The organism is Pseudoalteromonas aliena SW19 (assembly GCF_014905615.1).
In the GTDB taxonomy this organism is placed as follows: domain Bacteria; phylum Pseudomonadota; class Gammaproteobacteria; order Enterobacterales; family Alteromonadaceae; genus Pseudoalteromonas; species Pseudoalteromonas aliena.
Map to the genome: position 1 here is coordinate 24399 of NZ_AQGU01000017.1, position 21408 is coordinate 45806.

A 21408-nucleotide genomic window follows, 5' to 3' on the forward strand; every position below is an offset into this window, starting at 1 on the left:
AACACAATCATTAATAATGATTAATCGTTATTTGTGCGACGACGGCGTTGGCCATTACCGCCAACAGATTCACGCTTTGCCCATGGGTTTTGCGCGCTGTCATCTGTTTTAGCTGCTGGCTTTTTAGAACCACCACGGCGTGGGCCTGTACCATTACCACCATTGTTAGGCTTTTTACTGTTAGGCTTGCTGCTATCAGATTTAGGCTTATTAAAAGGCTGCTTTTTCTTAGGCTTTTTAGCCGGTAACGGACGAGCATCTAATGCGCGTTCAGCTACTGGGTTAATAGGCTCAAAACCATCTTCTTCAGCACGCGGAATAAGCTCGCCAATAAAACGTTCAATACCGTATAAATCAACAGCATCTTCTGTTGTTACAAACGAAATTGCATGACCCGATGCACCAGCACGGCCTGTACGGCCAATACGGTGAACGTAATCTTCATATACGTTTGGTAAGTCGTAGTTAACAACATGCGGTAATTCAACAATGTCTAAACCACGTGCAACAATGTCTGTTGCTACTAGTACACGTACTTCACCACTTTTAAAACCATCAAGTGCTTTAACACGTGCGCCTTGTGATTTATTACCGTGGATAGCCGCGCCTACAATATCATCGCGCTCTAGTTGTTTAACTAAGCGGTTAGCACCGTGCTTTGTGCGGCTAAATACTAACACTTGTTGCCAATCGTTAGTGCGAATCAAGTGGCTTAGCAATGCTGTTTTACGTGTTTTATCTACCGCGTAAACGCACTGAGTAACACTTTTAGCTGTGGTATTTTTTGCAGCAACTGAAATTTCAACAGGGTCATTAATTAGCCCTTTTGCTAGTGCACGAATTTCGTCAGAAAATGTTGCCGAAAACATCAAGTTTTGACGTTTAGCAGGCATTTTAGCAATTAAGCGTTTAATATCGTGAATAAAGCCCATGTCTAACATACGGTCAGCTTCATCGAGTACAAGCACTTCAACGCTATCAAATTTAACTGCATTTTGATTATGTAAGTCAATTAAACGACCCGGCGTTGCTACTAAAATATCAACACCTTTTCGAAGACGCTGCATTTGTGGGTTAATTTTAACGCCACCGTAAACTACAAACGAGCTCACATCTGAATGCTTAGCGTACTCTTCAACGTTTTCACTTACTTGCAAAGCAAGTTCACGTGTAGGCGTTAAAATAAGCGCACGTACGTGATTACTTTTAGCTTTAGGGCCCGACGACAAACGCTCAATAAGTGGTAATGTAAAACCAGCCGTTTTGCCAGTACCTGTTTGCGCAGCCGCCATAACATCACGACGTTCAATAATTGCAGGAATTGCTTGAGCCTGAATCGGCGTTGGCGTTTCATAGCCCTTTTCTAAAACCGCATTAACCAAAGACTGTGATAAACCTAAACCTTCAAAACTCATATAAACTCTCTTTTAAATAAGGCTACATTAGCCAGTTGCGCGCATTATACCTGTAGTAGCTAAGAATGCATGCCATTATTTGCGTTGCAGGCAATTGAGCATAGTTTATTAAAATTAAACCTTCGCTCAAGTTGCTCAAAAATGCAAAAAACGGCCATAGGCCGTTTTTTGTTTATACTTAATTACTCTAAGTATTAGAGTTACTTAACACCTAACTCACGCAAACGTTCTTGCAAGTAGCTATCTGCCGTGTAGCGCTCTGACAACACAACATCTGGATGCGGGTGTAAAAATAACGGTAGTGAAATACGCGATTTAGTAGATGCTTTACCCGTTGGGTTAATTACACGGTGAATTGTCGATGGAAAATACCCGCCCGACGCTTCTTGTAGCATGTCGCCAATATTAATAATTAAGCTGCCAAAATCACATGGCACGTCTAACCAACCGCCATCTGTTTTTTGAACTTGTAAACCAGGCTCGTTTGATGCTGGCAATACAGTCAATAAATTAATATCGCCATGGGCTGCTGCGCGAATAGCACCTGGTTCTTCATCACCCGTCATTGGTGGGTAATGTAGGATACGTAACAATGTTTGCTCCGAATCGGCAATCATGTCTTTTAAATCAATCGAAAATTTAGCACGTACATCAGCTGGCGCTTCAGCCTGAACCCAGCTTAATAATGTGCCCGCAAATTCACTTGCTAAACGATAGTATTCACGTACATCAGCTTCAAGCTGGGCAGGAACGCGACCTTTAGGGTACACATGAAAGTACTCTTTAATGTCTTTTATTGTAAAGCCTTTCGCCACTTCAGATACTGAAGGCGGAAAGTAACCGTCTTGAGTGTCTTTAGAGAATAAAAAGTCCTGCTTTTGCTCTGAGTTAAAAAAGTCTTGCCAATTTTTGTAAATAGACTCAACTAAAGATTGTGGGATTGGGTGGTTTTTTAAAACGCCAAATCCAGTATTTCTTAACGATTCAACAAATTGTGCAGCCGCATCGGGAGCTTTATAATCAACAGTAGGTAATTGCATTGTACGTTCCAGTGAATAGGTTGTGTGAAGTGAGTTGCTTTCAATAGTGCTAAATTACTTATATAAAGTAGCAAAGCCTTCATTATAGCGCTATGTGAGGATAGACAAATGACCTCAAAAACATAAGGACATATGTCCGCAAAGCTGCGCCACCATCGCTTGGTTTGATCAAGATCAATTTACAAAAAAACGTTGAATTTGCAAGGTTTAGTAACTATCTCTGGTCTATTATTAGAATATATTTTATTTGTGTAAATAAGGCTTCTCATGCGACAAAAAGTATCTTTTAAAAGCGGTGATTTAGAACTTGCCGGCCAACTTGAACGCCCGTCTGGCGATATTAAGTTTTACGCGTTATTTGCCCACTGTTTTACGTGTGGTAAAGACATAGCAGCAGCCACACGGATTAGCCGCGCATTAACACTACAAGGTATCGCGGTACTGCGTTTTGACTTTACAGGTTTAGGTAATAGCGATGGTGACTTTGCTAACAGTAACTTTTCGTCAAACATTCAAGATTTAGTATCAGCCGCTGATCATTTACGTGAACATTTTGCGCCGCCTCAGCTACTTATTGGCCACAGTTTAGGCGGCGCTGCGGTACTTGCTGCTGCTGAGCATATTCCTGAAGTATCGGCTATTACAACCATTGGCGCACCGTCAGATGCGCAGCACGTAGCGCATAACTTTGCAGCACACCTTGATGAAATTAACGCAGCAGGTGAAGCTAAAGTAAACTTAGCCGGTCGTGAATTTACCATCAAAAAGCAATTTATTGACGATATAGCCAAGTACGATAAAAGCCACATTAGTAAACTTAAGCGCGCATTATTAGTAATGCACTCGCCTATTGATGCAACGGTAAATATTAGTGAAGCTGAAAAAATTTATGCATCAGCCAAGCACCCTAAAAGCTTTATTAGCCTAGATAACGCCGATCACTTACTTACTAATAAAAACGATGCCGACTACGCTGCACAAATAATTGCAACGTGGGCTAATCGCTACGTTAAGTACGACAAAACAAAATACACGGCAAGCTTAACGGGTGGCAATGTGCTTGTTGAAGAAAAAGATCACGTATTTACTCAGCACGTAAGTACAAAAGATCATACTTGGCTTGCAGATGAGCCAATAAAAGTAGGCGGTAAAAACTTAGGCCCCGATCCGTATCATCACTTATTAGCAGGACTTGGTGCCTGTACGGCCATGACACTGCGTATGTATGCTACACGTAAAAACTTACCGCTAGATCATGTAAAAGTAGAGCTTGATCACACTCGCGATCACAACAAAGATTGCGACGATTGTGAGCAAACTGGCAACCTTGAAGCCATTACTCGTAAAATCACTTTACGTGGCGACTTAACAGAGCCACAACGCCAGCGTTTACTCGAAATAGCCGACAAATGCCCAGTGCATAAAACACTACATAATAACCCAGTTATTGTAAGCGAACTGGTAGAGTAACTACCATAAAATCAATATAGCGCAGGTAACACTGCGCTCTAAAATTAATTCACCAAGTTATGTTGCCCTTCGTGAAAAGCGACTTTACCAAACGACTCCAGTTCTAAAAACTTAGAATTAAATAGGTTTGGAGGTAGCTTCTGCTTCAGTAATTCATGGAAATTATCATCATGAGTTGAAATTATTATTTGCTTACCATGAGTAACACTTAAATTCCTCAATAAATCAATTACACCAAGCGCATTGATGCTATCCATTGACTGAATAGGATCATCAATAAATATACAATCAACATCGTTTTCACCATTTTTTACATTAAGGGCTTTTGCTAAAAAAATACTCAGACTGAGTACATTTATTTGCGCAGAACTAAAGCTCAAAGTTGGTGAAATTGTATCGTTACCTTCATTATTTTCAACATACACTTGTAGTTTTGGTTTCCCTTCGTCAGAAAATAAACATTGAAATGTAATTCTCTTAAAGTCAGGATGTGGATCTATTTTTCTATAAATAGTATTAATCAAATCAACATGAAAGTACTGGTCAATCTGCGATTTTAGAGAATCATTAATAAGCCTTAAATCTGCAATCAATGTTTGTTTTATCGATTCACAACTTACAATTCTCTGTTTCAACTCATTTATTCTTTTAGTAGACTTAGTAAACTCAACATAAGCTAATACTTGATCTGAATGCTCTTTTAAAGATCCTAAACCATTGACCTGAGCTTTACCTTGCTCAACTTTATGATGAAATGTTGATACTTCATCTCCAAAACGTTGCTTAAGTGAAACCCAATCATCACCCTCTAATAAGTGCCCTAGATTAAACCTGTTCACTGTTGTGAAAAATTCGCGTAATAATGAGTTTAATTCTGTGATTTTTGATATGTTTTTAGCTTTCTGAGTTTTTAAGCTCTCTTTATTTTCTGGTAAGTGATTAAAAAACGATGGCGGATAAAGTTCTTTTAAAGTATCAACTTTCGCTTTAGCAATTTTAACCTCCTCGTTACGAAATTCGAATTTGTGATTTAACGTTTTCAACGCTTCACTAATTGAGCTTTTTAACTCTTGCTCATTAAAGTGATCTTTAAATAAGTCATTAGCGATTTTTAAATCCGTTAAAAACGCTGAATAATAGGTAATAAAATTATCAACTTCATTCTCTTGATTATTAGCAGTAGTTAGTTCTGTAGTTAAATAAGTATGCTCTTTAGTTAAAGCACTACGTTCATTTTCAACACCTGTTATCTTTTCTTCAATTTCAGTTATTAAAACTTCATTTTTACTAAACCCACTTTCAATAGCTGTCATGAAAGGTTTATATTCTTTGTAACCTGTTAATATTTTTAACTTGTCAAGTTCAACTCTATACAAGCTTAAATTTTTAAATTGTTCTTTTACTAATTGCTTTTTCTCAAAAACCTGCTTAAGTTGCTCTCTCAAAACTATTAAGTAATTTTCTTTTTCAGTAGTAAAGTTTACCCTCAACTTTTCTAAAGTGCCTTCTGTTAACTTTATACTTTTTTGGCAGTCTTCGAGCTCTTTAAAAAGCAGTTGCTGATACTCAGATAAAATGGAATTAGTACTGATAGACTTAGCCAACACTTCAAAGGAATCATGCTTATGTTGACATAAAGGGCAGTTCTCACTTTGGTTTTCGCTAATTAACTCAGTACCAAGTTCTATAAGTTTAGATATTGAATTATTTTCTAGTTTTGTTTTCTTTATTTTCGCTTCTACATCTTTCTTTTTACTTAAAAATTCACTGTTTTTAGATTTAGTATTTAAATACTCTGTAACTATTAAAGAAATTTTTTCATTTATGAAATCATGCTCTAAAAAAGAATCACTATTTTCAATCATTAAGTTTTTAAGTCTCAAACCTATGGATTTTAAATTGGAGGCCTTCTCTTCTAATTCACTTTGTTCGGTTTCAATTGCACTGCTATTTAACTGTTCGATAATAGCTTCTAACCGCACTATTTCGGTGTAATAGTAAGTTGCATTTTTTCTCTTACTATTAAACTCTTCCCTTGCAACAAAAAGTGTATTTCTTTGCTTTTCTAAATCATTTAAAACAGTCGTTTTATTCTCAAAAAACCTGACGTTTTCACTTAATCTATCACTTATTTCTTTTGTTTTTTTCGATAAATTTGGCTGTAAATTTATTTTTTCAACAAACCTAGGGAACTCTTTTTCCTTCGCAAGTAAGCTATTGAAATGAAGCTCATCGGTCTTTTTCTTTTCTTGTAAAACTTGCAATTCATTGCTTAGCTCTTCATAAGCTTTGATATCAACTTCTTGCTTAGATAACTGAGCAAATATTTCTTTTAGCTTTTTTATTTCATTGTGATGATTTTCATAAGTAGTAAAAGAATTCAGGTGTGATTCTAAATATTCTTTCTGTGAAAAAAACTGTGTAACCTCATTATTGATATTACTTTTATGAACATTAATTTGCAGCTCTAGATTTGCATGTTTCTCTTCATTAAAGCCATCATCTAATAGATTTAAATTACAACCTTGTTTATTTAGCTTAACAATAAAATTGTTTGTTGTTAGTAAACAATTTGAGTCAAAATTAGTTTCACTATTTTGCTCTTTCATTAAGTTTTTATCGTTAATATCTTTAGCTTCATCCTCAAACTTAACTAATTTACTTTTTAGAGTGCTCAGCATTAATTGAATTTGTTGACGGGTCACCTCAAGTGAGTTATCCCCACCAAGTTGTTCTTCCATGAATCTTTCGTATCGAGATTCAGGCTTAAGCTCTCTTAAAAAACCATCAACTGCTTCTTGAGTGAGCATAACTGAACGAAAATAGCGCTCCTCGGGTTCTGTCTTTTTATTTTCAAAAGAATAATCTTTACTTCCTGAACGAGGTAAACTTACTTCCCTTTGATACTCATCACCGTCGGTAAAAACTTTCACTATAGTTTCAAGGTCATGAGGAGCGTTCTTCGATCTTAAAATGTACTGTTTTTGCCCCTTTTGGTTCAACTCTTTTGCATCAGTGTTATGTATATTTGCTAAACCCGAATCCCTAATATATCGAGTTATATTGTTAGTCATGCAAAAGTCTATGGCATCGTAGAAAGATGTTTTTCCAAATCCATTCGGTGCATAAATAGATACGATATCTGCGGGGATTCCTTCTTTAACGGTAAAATCAAAAGTACCGTCTATCTTATCTAAATAACTTTTAAAACCTTGTATTTCTACACGTTTAAATTTCATTACTATCAGTTCCTTGAAGTAAACTATCAAGCCATTCACCTCTTGCTCTCTGGCTTTCTTGTGAACGATTCAATGGCAAGTCTGCAGACAATAAATCTAGTGTAATTTGTGAGTACTGAATTTCTACTTCTTTCGGAATGACCGAGGGCCCAAAAGATATATCTTTACCTAGAATATAATTATCAAGATAACTCGCTATTTCTTTTCCATTATTACAATCATCAACAATTTTTCGCATAAAATAAGTGTCATTCTCAATCAAGTATTTTAGAGAATTACTGATCTTCATTGGTATCGAAAAAACCAGATATATGTTCCAACGCGTAAAATCATTTTCAATTTGAGTTTGATACTCAACACTTATGAGGCTATTTATACGCTTCCAAAGCTGCTGAAGTAAACTCTCATCAGCTAAAGTACAATAAAAAACAGAAAAATAAGCACTACCATCAATATATGCTTGAAATAATTTAAAATTAACATCAGGAAATACTGTGTTCAATAATTCAACTTTCCCTTCACTAACTTCAATAAAGTTATTTATCATCTTCAGCCTCCTCGACCATTAAGTAAGTTCCATACTCATTTGCTAACGCAAGCCTTAACTCGACTAATTTGTTGGGATAATCATTTATATTTGTTAGTGTTTCGAAGATATCTTCTTTACGCTCTATGCATTCACCATGCAAGGCGCTTAAATCAACAATACTGCTAATTTTTGTAATATTTGATCTAACATTTGTTATGTGGTTAAGGTTCGGTTTAGGTCGGCTAATATTTTTGAGTTCAATAAGTTTATTTAGCTTGTCCCTAGAAAACTGAACTAAGTTTTGTGGAGAAAGGGTTTTAGCTATGACAATACCGCCAGAATTAAAGTCCTTCAGTTCTGCCTCAAATATATCACTAATATGTTGTTGCCAAGTCCCATTAACACCTATAAATACAAGTCGTCTAGACTTAAAAACTGTCTCTAGATAATTTTTATCGATAATAGCTGGTTGGTCTATTAATAAAGATATTGTTATTACTTCTAAAAGCGAGATCCAAAGATCTTTACAATGTATTTCGTGATTAGGTCTGCTGTGGACTTGAATATAGTGTCTAAAATCATCTAATATTTCATTAGGGCTTAAACTAACTTGAATTTCATTTTTAGCAATATCTTTTAAAATTTGAATAAGAAAAGTTAATTTATTATCGTCACTCCAACTTTTACTAACATTAAAGCTAAAATCGATTAAATGCTCAAAACTCGAAAGATGTAACGGTAAAATTTGTGCTAAAGGTAGGTTTTCATATTTTTTATTAGATTCATTAATTAAGTTAATAAATTCCTTAACAGAAATTGCAGAAATATTGCCATGAAACTCTCTATCAGTATTTCCGCTCATTTTTGTTTCAATTGCATAAAGTAAACTTGGTTGATTTGAACTAAATAGCCCGCCTCCAGAAAACCCTACTATATTATCTTCAGATAAAGCTCCTTCTGGAGATAAAATAATTTCGCCGTTCACAGTATCAGAATAGTTAAAAATGTATGAAGCATAACCAAATGGCTCTTGCCTCCTGTCATCTGGGTATCCGCATAGTCTAACTTTGTCATTATTAGTCAAAACCACATCGCTAAGCATCAACTCAATATTATCTCTTGGGGGTACTATTAAAATAGCGATATCTTTCGTTTCATGAAGAATAATATCTAAAACTTCAATCGTTTCGCTATCACTAGAAACTACTTTGTGTTCATTAAACAATGGACTACTTGGATCATCTTTTTCTGTTTGCAGACAATGCTTAGCAGTTAAAATATATGCATAATCTTTAGACATTGATTGTATTAAAACACCGCTTCCACCATTAACAACTACTGAGTGCTCTTGCCCTATCGATGCAGCTATCTGATTCATACTAAAATAACATCCTTACAATGGAGGGCTTTAAAGTTAGCCCTTTCTAATTCTTCTGAACTAAAAATTTCGCCAATTAAATCAGGGTAATTAAAATATAAATTGCCGGTCGGGAAGCGATTTAGAATACGGGCAAGAGTTTTTTTATTAGGTAAGCCGTGATGTCGTCCGTTGGCTGATATTATAAAATTATTACAATCCAGCAAAGATAGTAGTTCATCATTTGTGTTTGCTTTGCTTCCGTGGTGTGAAACTTTAACATAATTAACTTTTAATGGTTTATTAGCAGAATAGCCAAGTAATTTTAAATTAGCTGCAATTACAGATGGATGGGCATCCCCCAAAAGCAATAACGATTTATCTAAATATTCAAAAATGAAAGCAAGAGAACTCCCATTATGGATGGAATTATCTTCTTTAAATTCATCCATCAATAAAAGCTCTTCTAATGAATTAGAGTAATCCTTATTAGCACCAGAGGTATTTGATACTGCTTTTTTCTTTTCCCAGACTACAAGTAGTTTTTCTAGCTTTTCTAGTGATGGAGATAGAAATTTGAATTTACAACCAAATCGCTCAAATTCATCTCCAGCTTTAATTAGTGGATGAGTCCATAAAGGACTGTTCTTATTTTTTTCCTCAAGATAATCTTCTAACTTAATACCTTGAGCAATACTAGTATTACCACCAGTATTATTTCTTAAAATTACGTAATTAGAGTCATCAAGTGGCTGATTAAAATGATTAAAAACTAATTTACCTGAGTTAAACCAAACTTCTTTTGTCAAATCCGATAAATATCCAGGCTTATTAAAGCCAACAAGAAGCCCACCAATATGATCATCATCAACATGAGTCAATATTAATAAATCAACAAATTCTGACTTCGACTTGATCTCGTTCAAGCATAATTTTAAAGGGCGAGGAATGTTTCTGAACTCAAACGTTTTAGCTGGTCCACCGTCAATTAAAATATTTTTACGAGCGCCCTCAAAATCAACACTAATAACTATTGCATCACCATGTTCTGCCTGTAACACTCTAAATTCTAGATCCATCCTTAAATCCTATACTTTAGTTATATTCTCAACTGCTTAATAAGAGTAAAGTTTAACTTTTTATACTTGTGACATCTACTAATACTATTTTCATAAATAATTATTTAAAGGGTTTTAATTAAGTCCCGCTATCTAAAAACCCCTCTACTTCTTTACTCATTCTATTGACCAGCCATTTTGGTCCACCATCGTACATGTCGTTATGGCGCGATTTTTCTATCATTATTTGCGTAACAGGAAACTTATCCAGCTCTGAATCGTTTAACAGCACATTTGCATCAGCTGGGTAATCACTACCGCGAAGTGTAACTACGCGAATGTTTTTATTGCGTGGGATCAACATGCGGCGATGATCGAGCGTAATAATAGTACTAACCTCGTTTGGATAAATAGAGCCGTATAATGACGAAATATCCCCGCCGTTTGAGTGCCCAAATAAGGCGAGATTTGTAAAATCATACGTTGGATATTTACTCGCGAGCTCATTAACTAAAAACTTAAGCGTTACTACACCACGATGCCAGTTTTCCATGCGAGTGGTTAAGTAAGGTTGCTCACGATTAAGGTAAGGGTCGGTTTTTAGTTCATGTGCTATAGCTACTGTTAAGTATCCGCGCTGATTAAACACATTACTAACAAACGTATATTCATTATGGCTAATATCGTAGCCCGCATTAATAAACGCCACAGCGCATTTTACTTGTTCAGTGCACTTCGCACTGTTACTTGGTAGTGTAATATTGATAGGAATAGTGCGATTGCGGCTTTCATCGGTTATAACGTCGTCATTTGCAAAGCTTGTTGCGCCTATTACTGGTGTGCTTATAACTGATGTACTTATTACTGGTGTACTTAGAGCTAGTGCGCATAATATAAAAAGCTTTTTGGGTGTTTTTTGCATGTTTAAACTTATATAAATTATTGTTTTTAATTAAAAATAACTTTTACTTTATAGGTTTGCATTCTCTATTGTCAAACTATGCGATAATAGCCGCCATTGTTTTAATATATTTAGTAAAAGATCCAATAAATGAAATCATACAATAGCATTCAAGAACGTATAGAAATTTTAGAAGACAAACTAACTGCAATACATGACGAAATCGAAACACTAAAAGCACCTGCTAAAAACAACAATGAACGTATTATTTTTAAGTTTATTGAAACAGGCAGCACAGGTAAAACGAAGGATTTTGTTCGTGAGTTAGGTATTAAATCACCGCGTGACGGTTTGTTTTCGTCAGGTGACGTTACAAAACTAATTAAAGATGGCGCTGAAGATATTTCACCAGCGTTATTAGAAATCGCAAGACAGCTTGCCAGTGCACGTAATAAAAATGGCCCTAGCCGTTAATTACGCAGTCACGCAGTATCTAGAAGCCCAGCCAAGCTGTCGCTTCTAGATATGTAATCATATTAAACTAAATTAATCACAAAGTTCTATATTAAGGCTGGTAAGCAAATTAAGTGCTTCGAAGCGATCAAACTTAGCATTCGCTAACATATTATTATTCAAATCAATATTAAACGCTGTAGCACCTACAAAATCGCATTTTGTTAAGTTAGTTTGAAAAAACTCACTATCGCGAAAATCTGTTCCTGTAAACTTACTACCGCTTAAATCAGCGTGTCTAAAATCAACATTTTTAGCAAAGCAATGTGTTAGTTTGAGGGCTTTAAGGGTTAATTCAAAAAAAGAACTATTACTGAGCTCGCAATAATTAAAACTCACCGGTGCATTGATACTAAGCGCAGGCCAATCTACGTCAGTCCATTGCAAACTATTTAATTTACAGTGGCTAAAACTTACATTTTCAAGTGAACTGTAGTTCCATTTAAGTGACGATAAATTACAGTTTTTAAAACTGCATTCTATAAATCGGCAATGTTTAAACTGACCGTCTGCAAAGTCGCAATCGGTAAATGTGCACTGTTCAAATTCTGAATTTTCAGTTGTTTGCTCTGCGTGTTGCAAAGTACTAAATTGTTGTTCGAAATAATGAGTATGATTGGCAATTGACACTGTTGACTTAATTTTTAATGAGCATAGGCGCTATTTTTAGGTAAATCTTTTCTTAGCGCAAGCACAGCAATAAAAATTAAACCAAATAGTGGGAATAATGCTAAGCATCCACCAACAAAGGCCAAAATGCTTGGCATGTTACTTTTACGCTTACCGACTTTATAACTAATAAAGGCAAATATAGGGATGCAAAATAAAATGAAAAAAACTAAAAACTCACCAAATAGAGTTAAATTAACAGACATAGGAATTCCTTTTCATGCGTGGTTAATACCAAACTGCATAAATCTTTGATCAATTTAACGAATTAAATTGCACTATAACGTCGTTAAAAATTTTTTATTTAGAACAAATAGATACAAAAATTTTTGCCTAGTTCTAGCGTAATTTTCTTAACGTTAAATAGACCCTATATATAAGCAGATTGGTATAAATTATGAACACCCTTAAATTTAAGCACAAAAAAACCCTTAAGCAAGCCACTCAAGGGTTTTTATATTAATCGCTATTTGCTAAACAGAATTACTCTTCGCTAGAAGGCGCTTTTTCTACAACACTAATTGCAAGTTCAGCTAACGAATCAAGGTTAGGCTTACTTGGCGCGTTAGTTAATAAACACGACGCTTGTGTTGTTTTAGGGAAAGCAATAACGTCACGAATGTTATCAGTACCACATAAAAGCATAGCTAAACGGTCAAGACCAAATGCTAAACCAGCATGTGGTGGCGTGCCGTATTTAAGTGCATCAAGTAAAAAGCCAAACTTATCTTGTTGCTCTTGCTCGTTAATACCTAAAATTCTAAATGCGGTTTCTTGCATATCTGCATTATGAATACGTACCGAACCACCACCTACTTCGTAGCCATTTAATACCATATCGTAGGCATCTGAAATAGCCGCAGCTGGGTTTGCTTCAAGCTCACTGGCGTTAATGTCTTTTGGAGCTGTGAATGGATGATGCACAGCATGCAACGTGCCTTCGTCATCTTCTTCAAACATTGGGAAGTCTACAACCCAAAGTGGTGCCCAGCTATTAAGGTTAGTGATTTCTAAATCAACACCAATCTTAACGCGCAGTGCGCCCATAGCTTCATTTACTGTGTTGCGTTTATCAGCACCAAATAAAATGATATCGCCAGACTGTGCATTAGTACGTTCAAGCAATTTAGTAATTACGTCTTCGCTTAAAAACTTAGCCACTGGTGATTGAACGCCCTCAGCGCCCGCAGTGTGGTCATTTACTTTCATCCACGCCATGCCTTTAGCGCCGTAAATACCAATAAACTTAGTGTAATCGTCAAGTTGTTTACGGGAGAGCTTAGCGCCACCAGGAACAGTTAATACAGCAACGCGACCTTTTTCGTCGTTAGCCGGACCTGAGAAAACATTAAACTCTACGTCTTTCACTAAATCTGCAACATCAACTAATTTCATTGGATTACGTAAATCTGGCTTATCAGAGCCGTAAAGGCTCATTGCCTCGCTGTAAGGCATGATTGGGAAATCGCCTAAATCAACGTCTAACAATGTTTGCCACATTTCGCGGACCATTTTTTCAGTCATACCACGTACTTGATCAGAGCTCATGAACGAGGTTTCTATATCTATTTGGGTAAATTCTGGTTGGCGATCGGCACGTAAATCTTCATCACGGAAACATTTAACAATTTGGTAGTAACGGTCAAAACCCGACATCATCAACAATTGCTTAAACAACTGTGGAGACTGTGGTAAAGCGTAAAAGCTACCTTTATGAACACGGCTCGGTACTAAGTAATCGCGCGCGCCTTCAGGTGTTGCTTTAGTAAGTACAGGTGTTTCGATGTCTAAAAAGCCGTTTTCATCTAAAAAGCGACGAACAAAGCTGCTTGCTTTAGCACGTAATTTAATACGGTCACTCATTTCTAGGCGACGTAAGTCTAGGTAACGGTACTTTAAACGACGCTCTTCTGAGTTTACTTGGTTAAAATCAAGCGGTAATGGCTCTGAGCGGTTAATAATATTAAGCTCAGTACCTAAAATTTCAATCTCGCCTGTCGCCATGTCTTTATTTACTTGGCTATCTGGGCGTGCACGTACAGTGCCTTTTAGCTGAACACAAAATTCTTGGCGAAGTGTGTTCGCTGAACTCATTAGCTCTTCAATGTCAGAGTCGAATACAACTTGCACTAAACCTTCTCTATCGCGTAAATCGACAAAGATAAGTCCACCAAGGTCACGTCGTTTGTTGATCCAGCCACATAGTTCTACTTCTTGATCTACGTGAGTTTTATTTAGCTGTCCGCAATATATAGAGCGCATAGTTTTCCTGTCAGATAAAAGGCTTAAACGGTTAAAGTTATTTGTTTTAAGGCGTGTGATTTAAAAAACAGGTCACCACAATACAAATAAAGCCGCTAGCAATCTAAAAATAATCAAATTAAGCTCTGCATTATACTCAACTAACATTAAGATGCTAGGGCGTGTACGGCTTTTACCCTTGAATTTACAGCAGCTCGTTTTGTTATTTGCTACACTATCGCCACTTTATAATAAGGCGCTAGTTTGTATGTTATATATTGGATGCCCACAGTGGTCGAGCAACGCATGGAAAGGCAATTTATTTTCAAGCCAATGTAAAAACGCCGATATGCTTAGCCAATACGCACAACACTTTAATTCTGTGGAAGGCAATACCAGTTTTTACGCCGACCCATCGCCAAGCACCGTGTTGCGCTGGGCAAACAGCGTTCCCGACGATTTTAAATTTACGTTTAAGTTTAATCGTCGCTTTAGCCACGAATTGCACCTTACTAATGTGCAAACCGAGCTTACTGATTGGCTAAACTTGTTTACTCCTATTTTAGAAAAAACTGGGCAAATCATGCTGCAATTACCTAAAGCATTTGGCCCTGACGACTTACCCAAACTCGCCCAATTTATTAGCCTATTACCAAAAGAGGTTAATTACGGTGTAGAGGTACGTCATACTGCGTTTTTTCAAAAAGGTGAAGCCGAAATAGCGCTTAATCAGTTATTAATGGCAAACAACATAAATCGCATATCAATGGATACTCGCGCCCTCTTTGCCGTAAAACCAACAACCGAAGCGCTAATAGATGCACAACAAAAAAAGCCGCATTTACCCGTGCATGCCATTGCTACAAGCACGCAACCCATGACGCGCTTTGTTATAGCCGATTTACAAAACGACTATAAACCCTTTTATAAACCGTGGCTAAGTAAAGTAAAACAATGGCTTGATGAAGGAAAAACACCTTATGTGTTTTTTCATACGGCAGATAACCGAGAAGCGCCATTATTAGCAAGGCAGTTTTGTAAGGACCTTGGTTATAATCACAAAGCATTAAACCCATTTACTGGCGAAAAAGAAGCCCACCAGCAAGCACTTTTTTAAAAGTAAAACGACAGAGAAATAATAATGAGTGAATACGCACGTTACTTTACCGGCTACCCAGCTAACATTGTTGAGCAAGTATTAAGCCTTATAAGTAACAACAAGGTATGTGACTACTTACTTAAAAAGTATCCGCAAGCACACACTATTACCAGCGATAAACTACTTTATAGCTACGCCACAGAGCTTAAAAAACAGTATTTAAAAAACGCCCCACCGTTTGGTCGTGCGGCATTTAAAAAGCAAGGCGACATGATCACTAATGCACTTGGTACACATACGTATCGTATGCAAGGTAAAACCCGCAAACACGATTTAGCAATAAACAGCGACTTGCTGCGTGCCCCAGAGCCATTACTAAAAGCGTTAGTGGTACATGAGCTTGCCCACTTTAAAGAAAAAGATCACAACAAAAGCTTTTACCAACTGTGCTGCCATATGGAGCCGAGTTATCATCAGTTAGAATTAGATTTACGAATTTTTTGTGTGGTAGTGGCGATGGGGGCAAATCCTTATAACTAGATGCTTTACACTGAGCCTACATAATTTGCGATAAAAAGTTAATTGCGAAACTAAGATGCCTAGCAAAAACAGAAAAGCGCAATATAAAATCGCGCTTTTTGTTTTATCATTTATTACAAGCTACCAGCTTAAACGTTTCGCTTTAAAGCCCTAAGCCTGCCATGAAGTCGTCATCGTCATCATCTTGTCCAGAAGACGCAGCCGCTTTAGATTTTTCAGCTTGTTGCTTTGCTTCATTCTCAATGATGTCATCAGGGTCTATAGCTTCTACAATGTCAAAATCATGCAGTTTAATAAACTCAGTTTTATCCATAGCAAGCTCTAGATAAAAGATATTTTGCTTACTGGTGGTAAACGTTACGCGGCGGGCTTGTGGGCGATCCATCGTAGTATCTACCGAGATCTGAACTTGTTTGTTAATTGCCATCATTTTTGGCTGATTTTGCGTGATAGAGGTGTGTAATTGCTCGCGCACTTTTGAAGTAAAGTCGCCAACAATTTGGTTCATTAACTCACCTAACACGTTAGACACATCATCAGATAAATGGCTGTGCGCTATTTCTTCTTCAGGCATACCCATATTGCGCATGTAATCGCCATAAATTTCCATCGCAGCTTGCGAGGTAAAGTTTGTAATTACAAGACCGGTAAAACCACCATCAAACAATACAAAACAACCAATGTCTGGTCGCATACAAGTACGTGTTATTTTTTGAACCATAGCAGAATAACTAATGCCATTACCGCTGGCTGATGTAAGCACACCTGTTACCGAGTGACACAGGGTTGCTAAGATATCGTCTGTACTAATAACCTTACTTTTACTCATTTAATAATCTCTTTTTGTACTTATTATTCATAATTCTAGTCAAGCTACTGAATTTATCACTGACTATCCAGTATAAAATGTTAAAATAGCACTATTATTTTTAAAGAGACTGCTTTCGTGACCATAAAAGACAGTATTTATGCCTCTGAGCAACAAGTTAAAGACTTTAGTTTTGATCAAAATGTAGTCGAAGTATTCCCCGATATGATCCAGCGCTCTGTGCCTGGCTATGCCACTATTGTAAGTACGATGGGCAAACTTGCTGGGCAATATGCACAAAGTAATTCTAATTTATATGATTTAGGCTGCTCACTGGGTGCCGTCACGCTTAGCATGCGCCGTAACATTCGTACCGATAACTGCCATATAATAGCCGTAGATAACTCTCAAGCTATGGTTGAACGCTGTAAAGTACATTTACAAGGTTTTAAGTCTGATGTGCCAGTTACTGTCACTTTAGGCGATATTAATGAGCTTGAGATTCAAAATGCATCGGTTGTTGCAATGAACTTTACATTACAGTTTATTCCACATGCTCAGCGCCAAGCGGTGCTTGAAAAAATATACGCGAATTTAAAACCTGGCGGTGTATTGCTGCTAAGCGAAAAAATTAAAGCTGAAAATGAGCAATGCGATAATTTATTAATAGATTTGCACCACGACTTTAAACGTCACAATGGTTACTCTGAGCTTGAAATAAGCCAAAAGCGTACCGCTATTGAAAACGTAATGCGTCCCGACACACTCAGTACTCACGTTAATCGTTTAAGTGACATTGGCTTTAGCCAAACGCAAGTGTGGTATCAATGTTTTAATTTTTGCTCAATGGTAGCAATTAAATAAAGAGAGTTATTAATGTCTCAATGGTTTAATCAATTTTACGCATCTATTGCACAAAGCCCACTTAGCCACTGGTTAGAAACCTTACCTGCGCAATTAAAGCATTGGCAGTTAGAGGCAAGCCACGGCGATTTACCCAAATGGCAAAAAGTGCTTAAAAACTTGCCTGAGGTTTCAACACGCCATGTTGATATTTCTACTAAGGTAGAAATTGGCGCTGCTGGCGAAATAAGTGAAGGTGAACAAAAACAAGCACTGCATTTATTAAAACGTATGATGCCATGGCGTAAAGGCCCATTCACTGTGCACGGTATTGAAATAAATACAGAGTGGCGCAGTGATTGGAAGTGGGACAGACTCCTACCGCATATTGAGCCACTAAAAGGCCGCACTGTTTTAGATATTGGTTGCGGCTCTGGTTATCATTTATGGCGTATGCGCGGTGAAGGTGCAGAATTTGTGGTGGGTATTGATCCATCTGATTTATTTTTATGTCAGTTTCAGGCTATTAAACACTACAACCCAGACGAAAATGTGCATTTATTGCCACTAGGCGTTGAAGCATTACCCGAGCTTAAAGCGTTTGATACGGTTTTTTCGATGGGCGTACTTTATCATCGTCGCTCACCTATCGACTTTTTGGCGCAGCTAAAAGCGCAGCTTCGCCCAGGCGGTGAACTTGTACTTGAAACGTTGGTAATTGAAGGCGACGAAAACACAGTATTAGTCCCTACCGATCGTTACGCTAAAATGCGCAATGTGTGGTTTATTCCAAGTACTGCAGCACTAAAGCTATGGATGGAACGTGTTGGCTTTAAAGATGTGCAAATAAAAGATTGCGCTATTACTACTTTAGATGAACAACGTAAAACCGATTGGATGGAAAACGAGTCATTAATTGATTTTTTAGATCCAAACGATACCAGCAAAACCATTGAGGGTTACCCTGCTCCGCTTAGAGCCATATTAACGGCCAAAGCGTAAAACGTTAAGAGCACCTACGGGTGCTTTTTTGTGTAATTAACAACCTAACAGCGGACAAGTGTCCTTGTTAATTATTTCAAAGGTATATTTGCGCTAGCCGCGCTGTTGCAATTGTTGTAAAATACGCGCGTTTCTAAGCAACCCAAAACAACTATTTTGAGGAAAACCTGTGAGCGAACAAAAACAGTCTCTTAGCTATAAAGACGCGGGCGTAGATATCGACGCTGGTAATGCACTTGTTGAGCGTATTAAAGGCGTAGTTAAAAAAACGCGTCGTCCTGAAGTGATGGGCGGAATTGGTGGTTTTGGCGCACTTTGCGAAATTCCTGAAGGTTATAAGCAACCAGTACTCGTTGCAGGCACAGATGGCGTAGGTACTAAACTACGTTTAGCAATCGATTTAAAAAAGCACGATACTGTTGGTATTGATTTAGTTGCGATGTGTGTAAACGATTTAATAGTTCAAGGTGCTGAACCCCTGTTTTTCCTAGATTACTATGCAACAGGTAAGCTAGATGTAGACACAGCAGCCGACGTAGTGACAGGTATTGGTAAAGGGTGTGAAATTTCAGGTTGCGCCCTAATTGGTGGCGAAACAGCTGAAATGCCAGGTATGTATGATGGTGAAGACTACGACATGGCAGGTTTTTGTACAGGCGTTGTAGAAAAATCAAAAATTATTGATGGCACAAAAGTAGCCGCAGGCGATCAGCTTATTGCCCTTGCGTCAAGCGGCCCTCATTCAAATGGTTTTTCTTTAATTCGTAAAGTCCTTGAAGTGTCAAACGCAGATACCAGCGCTGACTTTGAAGGTAAAACATTAGGCGAAACCTTACTTGAGCCTACGCGTATTTACGTTAAACCTTTACTTGAGTTATTTAAAAGCGTTGACGTACATGCTCTTTCGCACATTACTGGCGGCGGTTTTTGGGAAAACATTCCACGCGTATTGCCTGCGTCGGCAAAAGCTGTTGTTAAAGGTGATAGCTGGCAGTGGCCACCTATTTTTAACTGGTTACAAGAAAACGGCAACATTACTACACATGAAATGTACCGTACATTTAACTGTGGTGTAGGCATGGTTTTAGTGGTCCCTGCAGATAAACTTGAACAAAGCTTAACAATGTTAGAAGACTTGGGCGAAAACGCTTGGCATCTTGGTGAAATTCAAGACGCAGCCGCTGACGAAGAACAAGTTGAAATTGTAGGTGGTGCTAAGTAATGGCACCCACTCGTCTGGTAGTTTTGATCTCAGGCAGTGGCTCTAATTTGCAAGCCATCATAGATGCCTGCGAACGTGGCGAGATAAACGGGCATATAGCGGCTGTCATTAGTAACAAGACAGACGCTTATGGCCTAGAACGCGCTAAACAAGCAGGTATTGCCACAAAGGTGCTCAGTCATAAAGATTTTGACTCGCGCGAAGCGTACGACGCGCAATTAATGAACATTATCGATTCTTTTATGCCGAATCTAGTTGTATTAGCTGGGTTTATGCGTATTCTTACTCCTAGCTTAGTGCAAAAATATGTTGGAAAAATGTTGAACATTCATCCATCTTTGTTGCCTAAGTATCAGGGGCTGAATACCCACCAAAGAGCAATTGATGCAAAAGACGATGTTCATGGCGTAAGTGTTCATTTTGTTACTGAAGAATTAGACGGCGGTCCCGTTATACTTCAGGCGCAAATACCTGTACTCAAGGACGATACAGCAGACACATTAGCAAAACGCGTGCATGAGCAAGAGCATATAATTTATCCTTTGGTGGTCAAATGGTTCAGTGAACACAGACTTACTATGGAAGCAGATTATGCAGTTCTTGACAAAAAACAACTTCCTGCACACGGCGCGCACTACCCACAATAAAAAAATAAGTGCCTTGCTATTATGTGCGGGCGCTTTACTTCCAACTAGCCTGATTGCAGGCGAATTGACCCAGTATCAAGCTAACTATGATATTTTGCGTAAAGGTAAAAATCATGGTGAAGCTGTGCGTGAGCTCAAAAAAATAGCCGACAATACTTACCAGTTAACATACCACAGTAATATTGAGTGGATGATTTTCTCTGACTCTCGTGAAGAAACATCAAAATTTACTTTTCAAAATGGCAAGGTTACTCCGCATCATTACTCGATGATCCGCACCGGTACAGGCCCAGATAAAGACTACAAAATAGACTTTGATACGCAAAATAAAGTAGTCACTAGCAGCAGTAGTGAATACCCACTTGAATGCGAATGGACAGATGATTTTCAGGACGCTATTTCATATCAAGTGCAAGTACGCGAAGGCTTAAAAAAAGGTGAAACAAGTTTTTCATTCCCACTGATTGATAAAAAAGGTAATCGTCGCGACTATAACTTTGAAGTTGTAGGAAAAGAGATGATTCCGTTACCAATCGGAAACGTAGATACAATTAAAGTGAAGCGTTTATACGATAACGATAAACGCCAAGCTATTGCATGGTTTGCACCAGAGATGGATTACATGTTAGTGCGTATGTGGAAAGGTGAAAAAGGTACAGAGCAATTTGAAGTACAAATGAATTCCTTTACAGTTACCCAGCCAACGGCTGTTACAGCAGCGCCGACACCTGTCCAACAATAGCTATTTAGCCTGAACTCTGGATAATCAACCTATCTCGAGCAGCTATTTTCAGGTTATTTAAATAAAATGGGTG

General features: G+C 37.6%; 20 protein-coding genes. 9 read left to right on the forward strand and 11 right to left on the reverse strand.

All coding sequences use genetic code 11. The features are described 5' to 3' along the window. Positions 1-20: 20 nt before the first annotated feature. Together PALI_RS00220 and PALI_RS00225 are read right to left on the reverse strand one after the other, a co-directional pair. Positions 21-1415 carry a DEAD/DEAH box helicase gene (locus PALI_RS00220; RefSeq protein ID WP_008172585.1) on the reverse strand — a complete coding sequence of 465 codons (1395 nt, stop codon included), beginning with the start codon at positions 1413-1415 and terminating at the stop codon, positions 21-23. A gap of 200 nt (positions 1416-1615) precedes the next feature. After that, positions 1616-2455, reverse strand: coding sequence for an isopenicillin N synthase family dioxygenase (locus PALI_RS00225; RefSeq protein ID WP_077537554.1), 840 nt, complete (start codon positions 2453-2455; stop codon positions 1616-1618). Positions 2456-2722: 267 nt separating this feature from the next. Between PALI_RS00225 and PALI_RS00230 the strand changes: the two genes are divergently transcribed. Then, the gene (locus tag PALI_RS00230; RefSeq protein ID WP_193154383.1) at positions 2723-3925 is read left to right on the forward strand and encodes a bifunctional alpha/beta hydrolase/OsmC family protein; all 1203 of its coding nucleotides are present in this window, start codon (positions 2723-2725) and stop codon (positions 3923-3925) included. 44 nt (positions 3926-3969) lie between these two features. Here the strand turns inward: PALI_RS00230 and PALI_RS00235 are convergent, their stop codons facing one another. From PALI_RS00235 to PALI_RS00255, 5 genes are all read right to left on the reverse strand, one after another. Further along, positions 3970-7164 carry an AAA family ATPase gene (locus PALI_RS00235; RefSeq protein WP_193154385.1) on the reverse strand — a complete coding sequence of 1065 codons (3195 nt, stop codon included), beginning with the start codon at positions 7162-7164 and terminating at the stop codon, positions 3970-3972. Beyond that, on the reverse strand, positions 7154-7711 hold the full coding sequence (locus PALI_RS00240) for an ABC-three component system middle component 1 (RefSeq protein WP_193154387.1): 558 nt from the start codon (positions 7709-7711) through the stop codon (positions 7154-7156). The genes PALI_RS00235 and PALI_RS00240 overlap by 11 nt, the downstream gene beginning before the upstream one ends. Then, positions 7701-9071 (reverse strand): ABC-three component system protein, encoded by a 1371-nt coding sequence (locus PALI_RS00245; RefSeq protein WP_193154389.1) that lies wholly within the window; start codon positions 9069-9071, stop codon positions 7701-7703. Before PALI_RS00245 ends, PALI_RS00240 begins: the two co-directional genes overlap by 11 nt. Continuing rightward, positions 9068-10129, reverse strand: a complete 1062-nt coding sequence (locus PALI_RS00250; RefSeq protein WP_193154391.1) for a ComEC/Rec2 family competence protein — start codon at positions 10127-10129, stop codon at positions 9068-9070. Before PALI_RS00250 ends, PALI_RS00245 begins: the two co-directional genes overlap by 4 nt. Before the next feature lie 118 nt (positions 10130-10247). Next, the gene (locus PALI_RS00255) at positions 10248-11030 is read right to left on the reverse strand and encodes an alpha/beta hydrolase (RefSeq protein ID WP_193154392.1); all 783 of its coding nucleotides are present in this window, start codon (positions 11028-11030) and stop codon (positions 10248-10250) included. A 129-nt stretch (positions 11031-11159) separates the two neighbouring features. Here PALI_RS00255 and PALI_RS00260 point away from each other — a divergent pair, with 129 nt between their 5' ends. Beyond that, the gene (locus PALI_RS00260) at positions 11160-11483 is read left to right on the forward strand and encodes a hypothetical protein (protein ID WP_010555318.1); all 324 of its coding nucleotides are present in this window, start codon (positions 11160-11162) and stop codon (positions 11481-11483) included. Between the two features lie 72 nt (positions 11484-11555). On the opposite strand, the gene PALI_RS00265 is transcribed toward PALI_RS00260, so the two are convergent. The 3 genes from PALI_RS00265 to aspS all read right to left on the reverse strand — a co-directional run bounded on the left by PALI_RS00265 (position 11556) and on the right by aspS (position 14453). Beyond that, a complete protein-coding gene (locus PALI_RS00265) occupies positions 11556-12152 on the reverse strand; it encodes a pentapeptide repeat-containing protein (RefSeq protein WP_193154394.1) in 597 nt (198 codons plus the stop codon). Between the two features lie 14 nt (positions 12153-12166). Next, complete coding sequence (locus PALI_RS00270) at positions 12167-12397, reverse strand: hypothetical protein (protein ID WP_138585234.1); 231 nt, start codon at positions 12395-12397, stop codon at positions 12167-12169. A gap of 277 nt (positions 12398-12674) precedes the next feature. Then, a complete protein-coding gene (aspS, locus tag PALI_RS00275) occupies positions 12675-14453 on the reverse strand; it encodes an aspartate--tRNA ligase (protein ID WP_138584611.1) in 1779 nt (592 codons plus the stop codon). 247 nt (positions 14454-14700) lie between these two features. On the opposite strand from aspS, the gene PALI_RS00280 reads away from it, so the two are divergent. Together PALI_RS00280 and PALI_RS00285 are read left to right on the forward strand one after the other, a co-directional pair. Beyond that, entirely contained in the window at positions 14701-15549 is an 849-nt protein-coding gene (locus PALI_RS00280; RefSeq protein ID WP_193154396.1) for a DUF72 domain-containing protein, read from the forward strand. A 24-nt stretch (positions 15550-15573) separates the two neighbouring features. Further along, positions 15574-16071 (forward strand): M48 metallopeptidase family protein, encoded by a 498-nt coding sequence (locus tag PALI_RS00285; protein ID WP_193154398.1) that lies wholly within the window; start codon positions 15574-15576, stop codon positions 16069-16071. Between the two features lie 142 nt (positions 16072-16213). Here the strand turns inward: PALI_RS00285 and PALI_RS00290 are convergent, their stop codons facing one another. Continuing rightward, positions 16214-16900, reverse strand: coding sequence for a DUF3334 family protein (locus PALI_RS00290; protein ID WP_077537546.1), 687 nt, complete (start codon positions 16898-16900; stop codon positions 16214-16216). A gap of 117 nt (positions 16901-17017) precedes the next feature. Between PALI_RS00290 and cmoA the strand changes: the two genes are divergently transcribed. From cmoA to PALI_RS00315, 5 genes are all read left to right on the forward strand, one after another. After that, positions 17018-17743 (forward strand): carboxy-S-adenosyl-L-methionine synthase CmoA, encoded by a 726-nt coding sequence (gene cmoA, locus PALI_RS00295; protein ID WP_138584608.1) that lies wholly within the window; start codon positions 17018-17020, stop codon positions 17741-17743. Between the two features lie 12 nt (positions 17744-17755). After that, positions 17756-18724: a tRNA 5-methoxyuridine(34)/uridine 5-oxyacetic acid(34) synthase CmoB gene (gene cmoB, locus PALI_RS00300; RefSeq protein WP_193154399.1), complete on the forward strand. Its 969-nt coding sequence runs from the start codon at positions 17756-17758 to the stop codon at positions 18722-18724. A 169-nt stretch (positions 18725-18893) separates the two neighbouring features. Then, the gene (purM, locus tag PALI_RS00305; RefSeq protein ID WP_193154400.1) at positions 18894-19946 is read left to right on the forward strand and encodes a phosphoribosylformylglycinamidine cyclo-ligase; all 1053 of its coding nucleotides are present in this window, start codon (positions 18894-18896) and stop codon (positions 19944-19946) included. Continuing rightward, positions 19946-20593 carry a phosphoribosylglycinamide formyltransferase gene (gene purN / locus PALI_RS00310; RefSeq protein WP_193154401.1) on the forward strand — a complete coding sequence of 216 codons (648 nt, stop codon included), beginning with the start codon at positions 19946-19948 and terminating at the stop codon, positions 20591-20593. Before purM ends, purN begins: the two co-directional genes overlap by 1 nt. Continuing rightward, complete coding sequence (locus tag PALI_RS00315) at positions 20547-21335, forward strand: DUF3108 domain-containing protein (RefSeq protein WP_404935926.1); 789 nt, start codon at positions 20547-20549, stop codon at positions 21333-21335. Before purN ends, PALI_RS00315 begins: the two co-directional genes overlap by 47 nt. Positions 21336-21408 lie beyond the last annotated feature (73 nt).

Coding starts and splice junctions, on each gene's coding strand:
- cmoB (WP_193154399.1), top strand. CDS start 17,756: ATGTCTCAATGGTTTAATCAATTTTACGCATCTATTGCACAAAGCCCA.
- PALI_RS00270 (WP_138585234.1), bottom strand. CDS start 12,397: ATGTCTGTTAATTTAACTCTATTTGGTGAGTTTTTAGTTTTTTTCATT.
- PALI_RS00250 (WP_193154391.1), bottom strand. CDS start 10,129: ATGGATCTAGAATTTAGAGTGTTACAGGCAGAACATGGTGATGCAATA.
- PALI_RS00235 (WP_193154385.1), bottom strand. CDS start 7,164: ATGAAATTTAAACGTGTAGAAATACAAGGTTTTAAAAGTTATTTAGAT.
- PALI_RS00285 (WP_193154398.1), top strand. CDS start 15,574: ATGAGTGAATACGCACGTTACTTTACCGGCTACCCAGCTAACATTGTT.
- PALI_RS00245 (WP_193154389.1), bottom strand. CDS start 9,071: ATGAATCAGATAGCTGCATCGATAGGGCAAGAGCACTCAGTAGTTGTT.
- purN (WP_193154401.1), top strand. CDS start 19,946: ATGGCACCCACTCGTCTGGTAGTTTTGATCTCAGGCAGTGGCTCTAAT.
- PALI_RS00225 (WP_077537554.1), bottom strand. CDS start 2,455: ATGCAATTACCTACTGTTGATTATAAAGCTCCCGATGCGGCTGCACAA.
- PALI_RS00280 (WP_193154396.1), top strand. CDS start 14,701: ATGTTATATATTGGATGCCCACAGTGGTCGAGCAACGCATGGAAAGGC.
- PALI_RS00255 (WP_193154392.1), bottom strand. CDS start 11,030: ATGCAAAAAACACCCAAAAAGCTTTTTATATTATGCGCACTAGCTCTA.
- PALI_RS00290 (WP_077537546.1), bottom strand. CDS start 16,900: ATGAGTAAAAGTAAGGTTATTAGTACAGACGATATCTTAGCAACCCTG.
- PALI_RS00240 (WP_193154387.1), bottom strand. CDS start 7,711: ATGATAAATAACTTTATTGAAGTTAGTGAAGGGAAAGTTGAATTATTG.
- aspS (WP_138584611.1), bottom strand. CDS start 14,453: ATGCGCTCTATATATTGCGGACAGCTAAATAAAACTCACGTAGATCAA.
- PALI_RS00220 (WP_008172585.1), bottom strand. CDS start 1,415: ATGAGTTTTGAAGGTTTAGGTTTATCACAGTCTTTGGTTAATGCGGTT.
- PALI_RS00230 (WP_193154383.1), top strand. CDS start 2,723: ATGCGACAAAAAGTATCTTTTAAAAGCGGTGATTTAGAACTTGCCGGC.
- PALI_RS00260 (WP_010555318.1), top strand. CDS start 11,160: ATGAAATCATACAATAGCATTCAAGAACGTATAGAAATTTTAGAAGAC.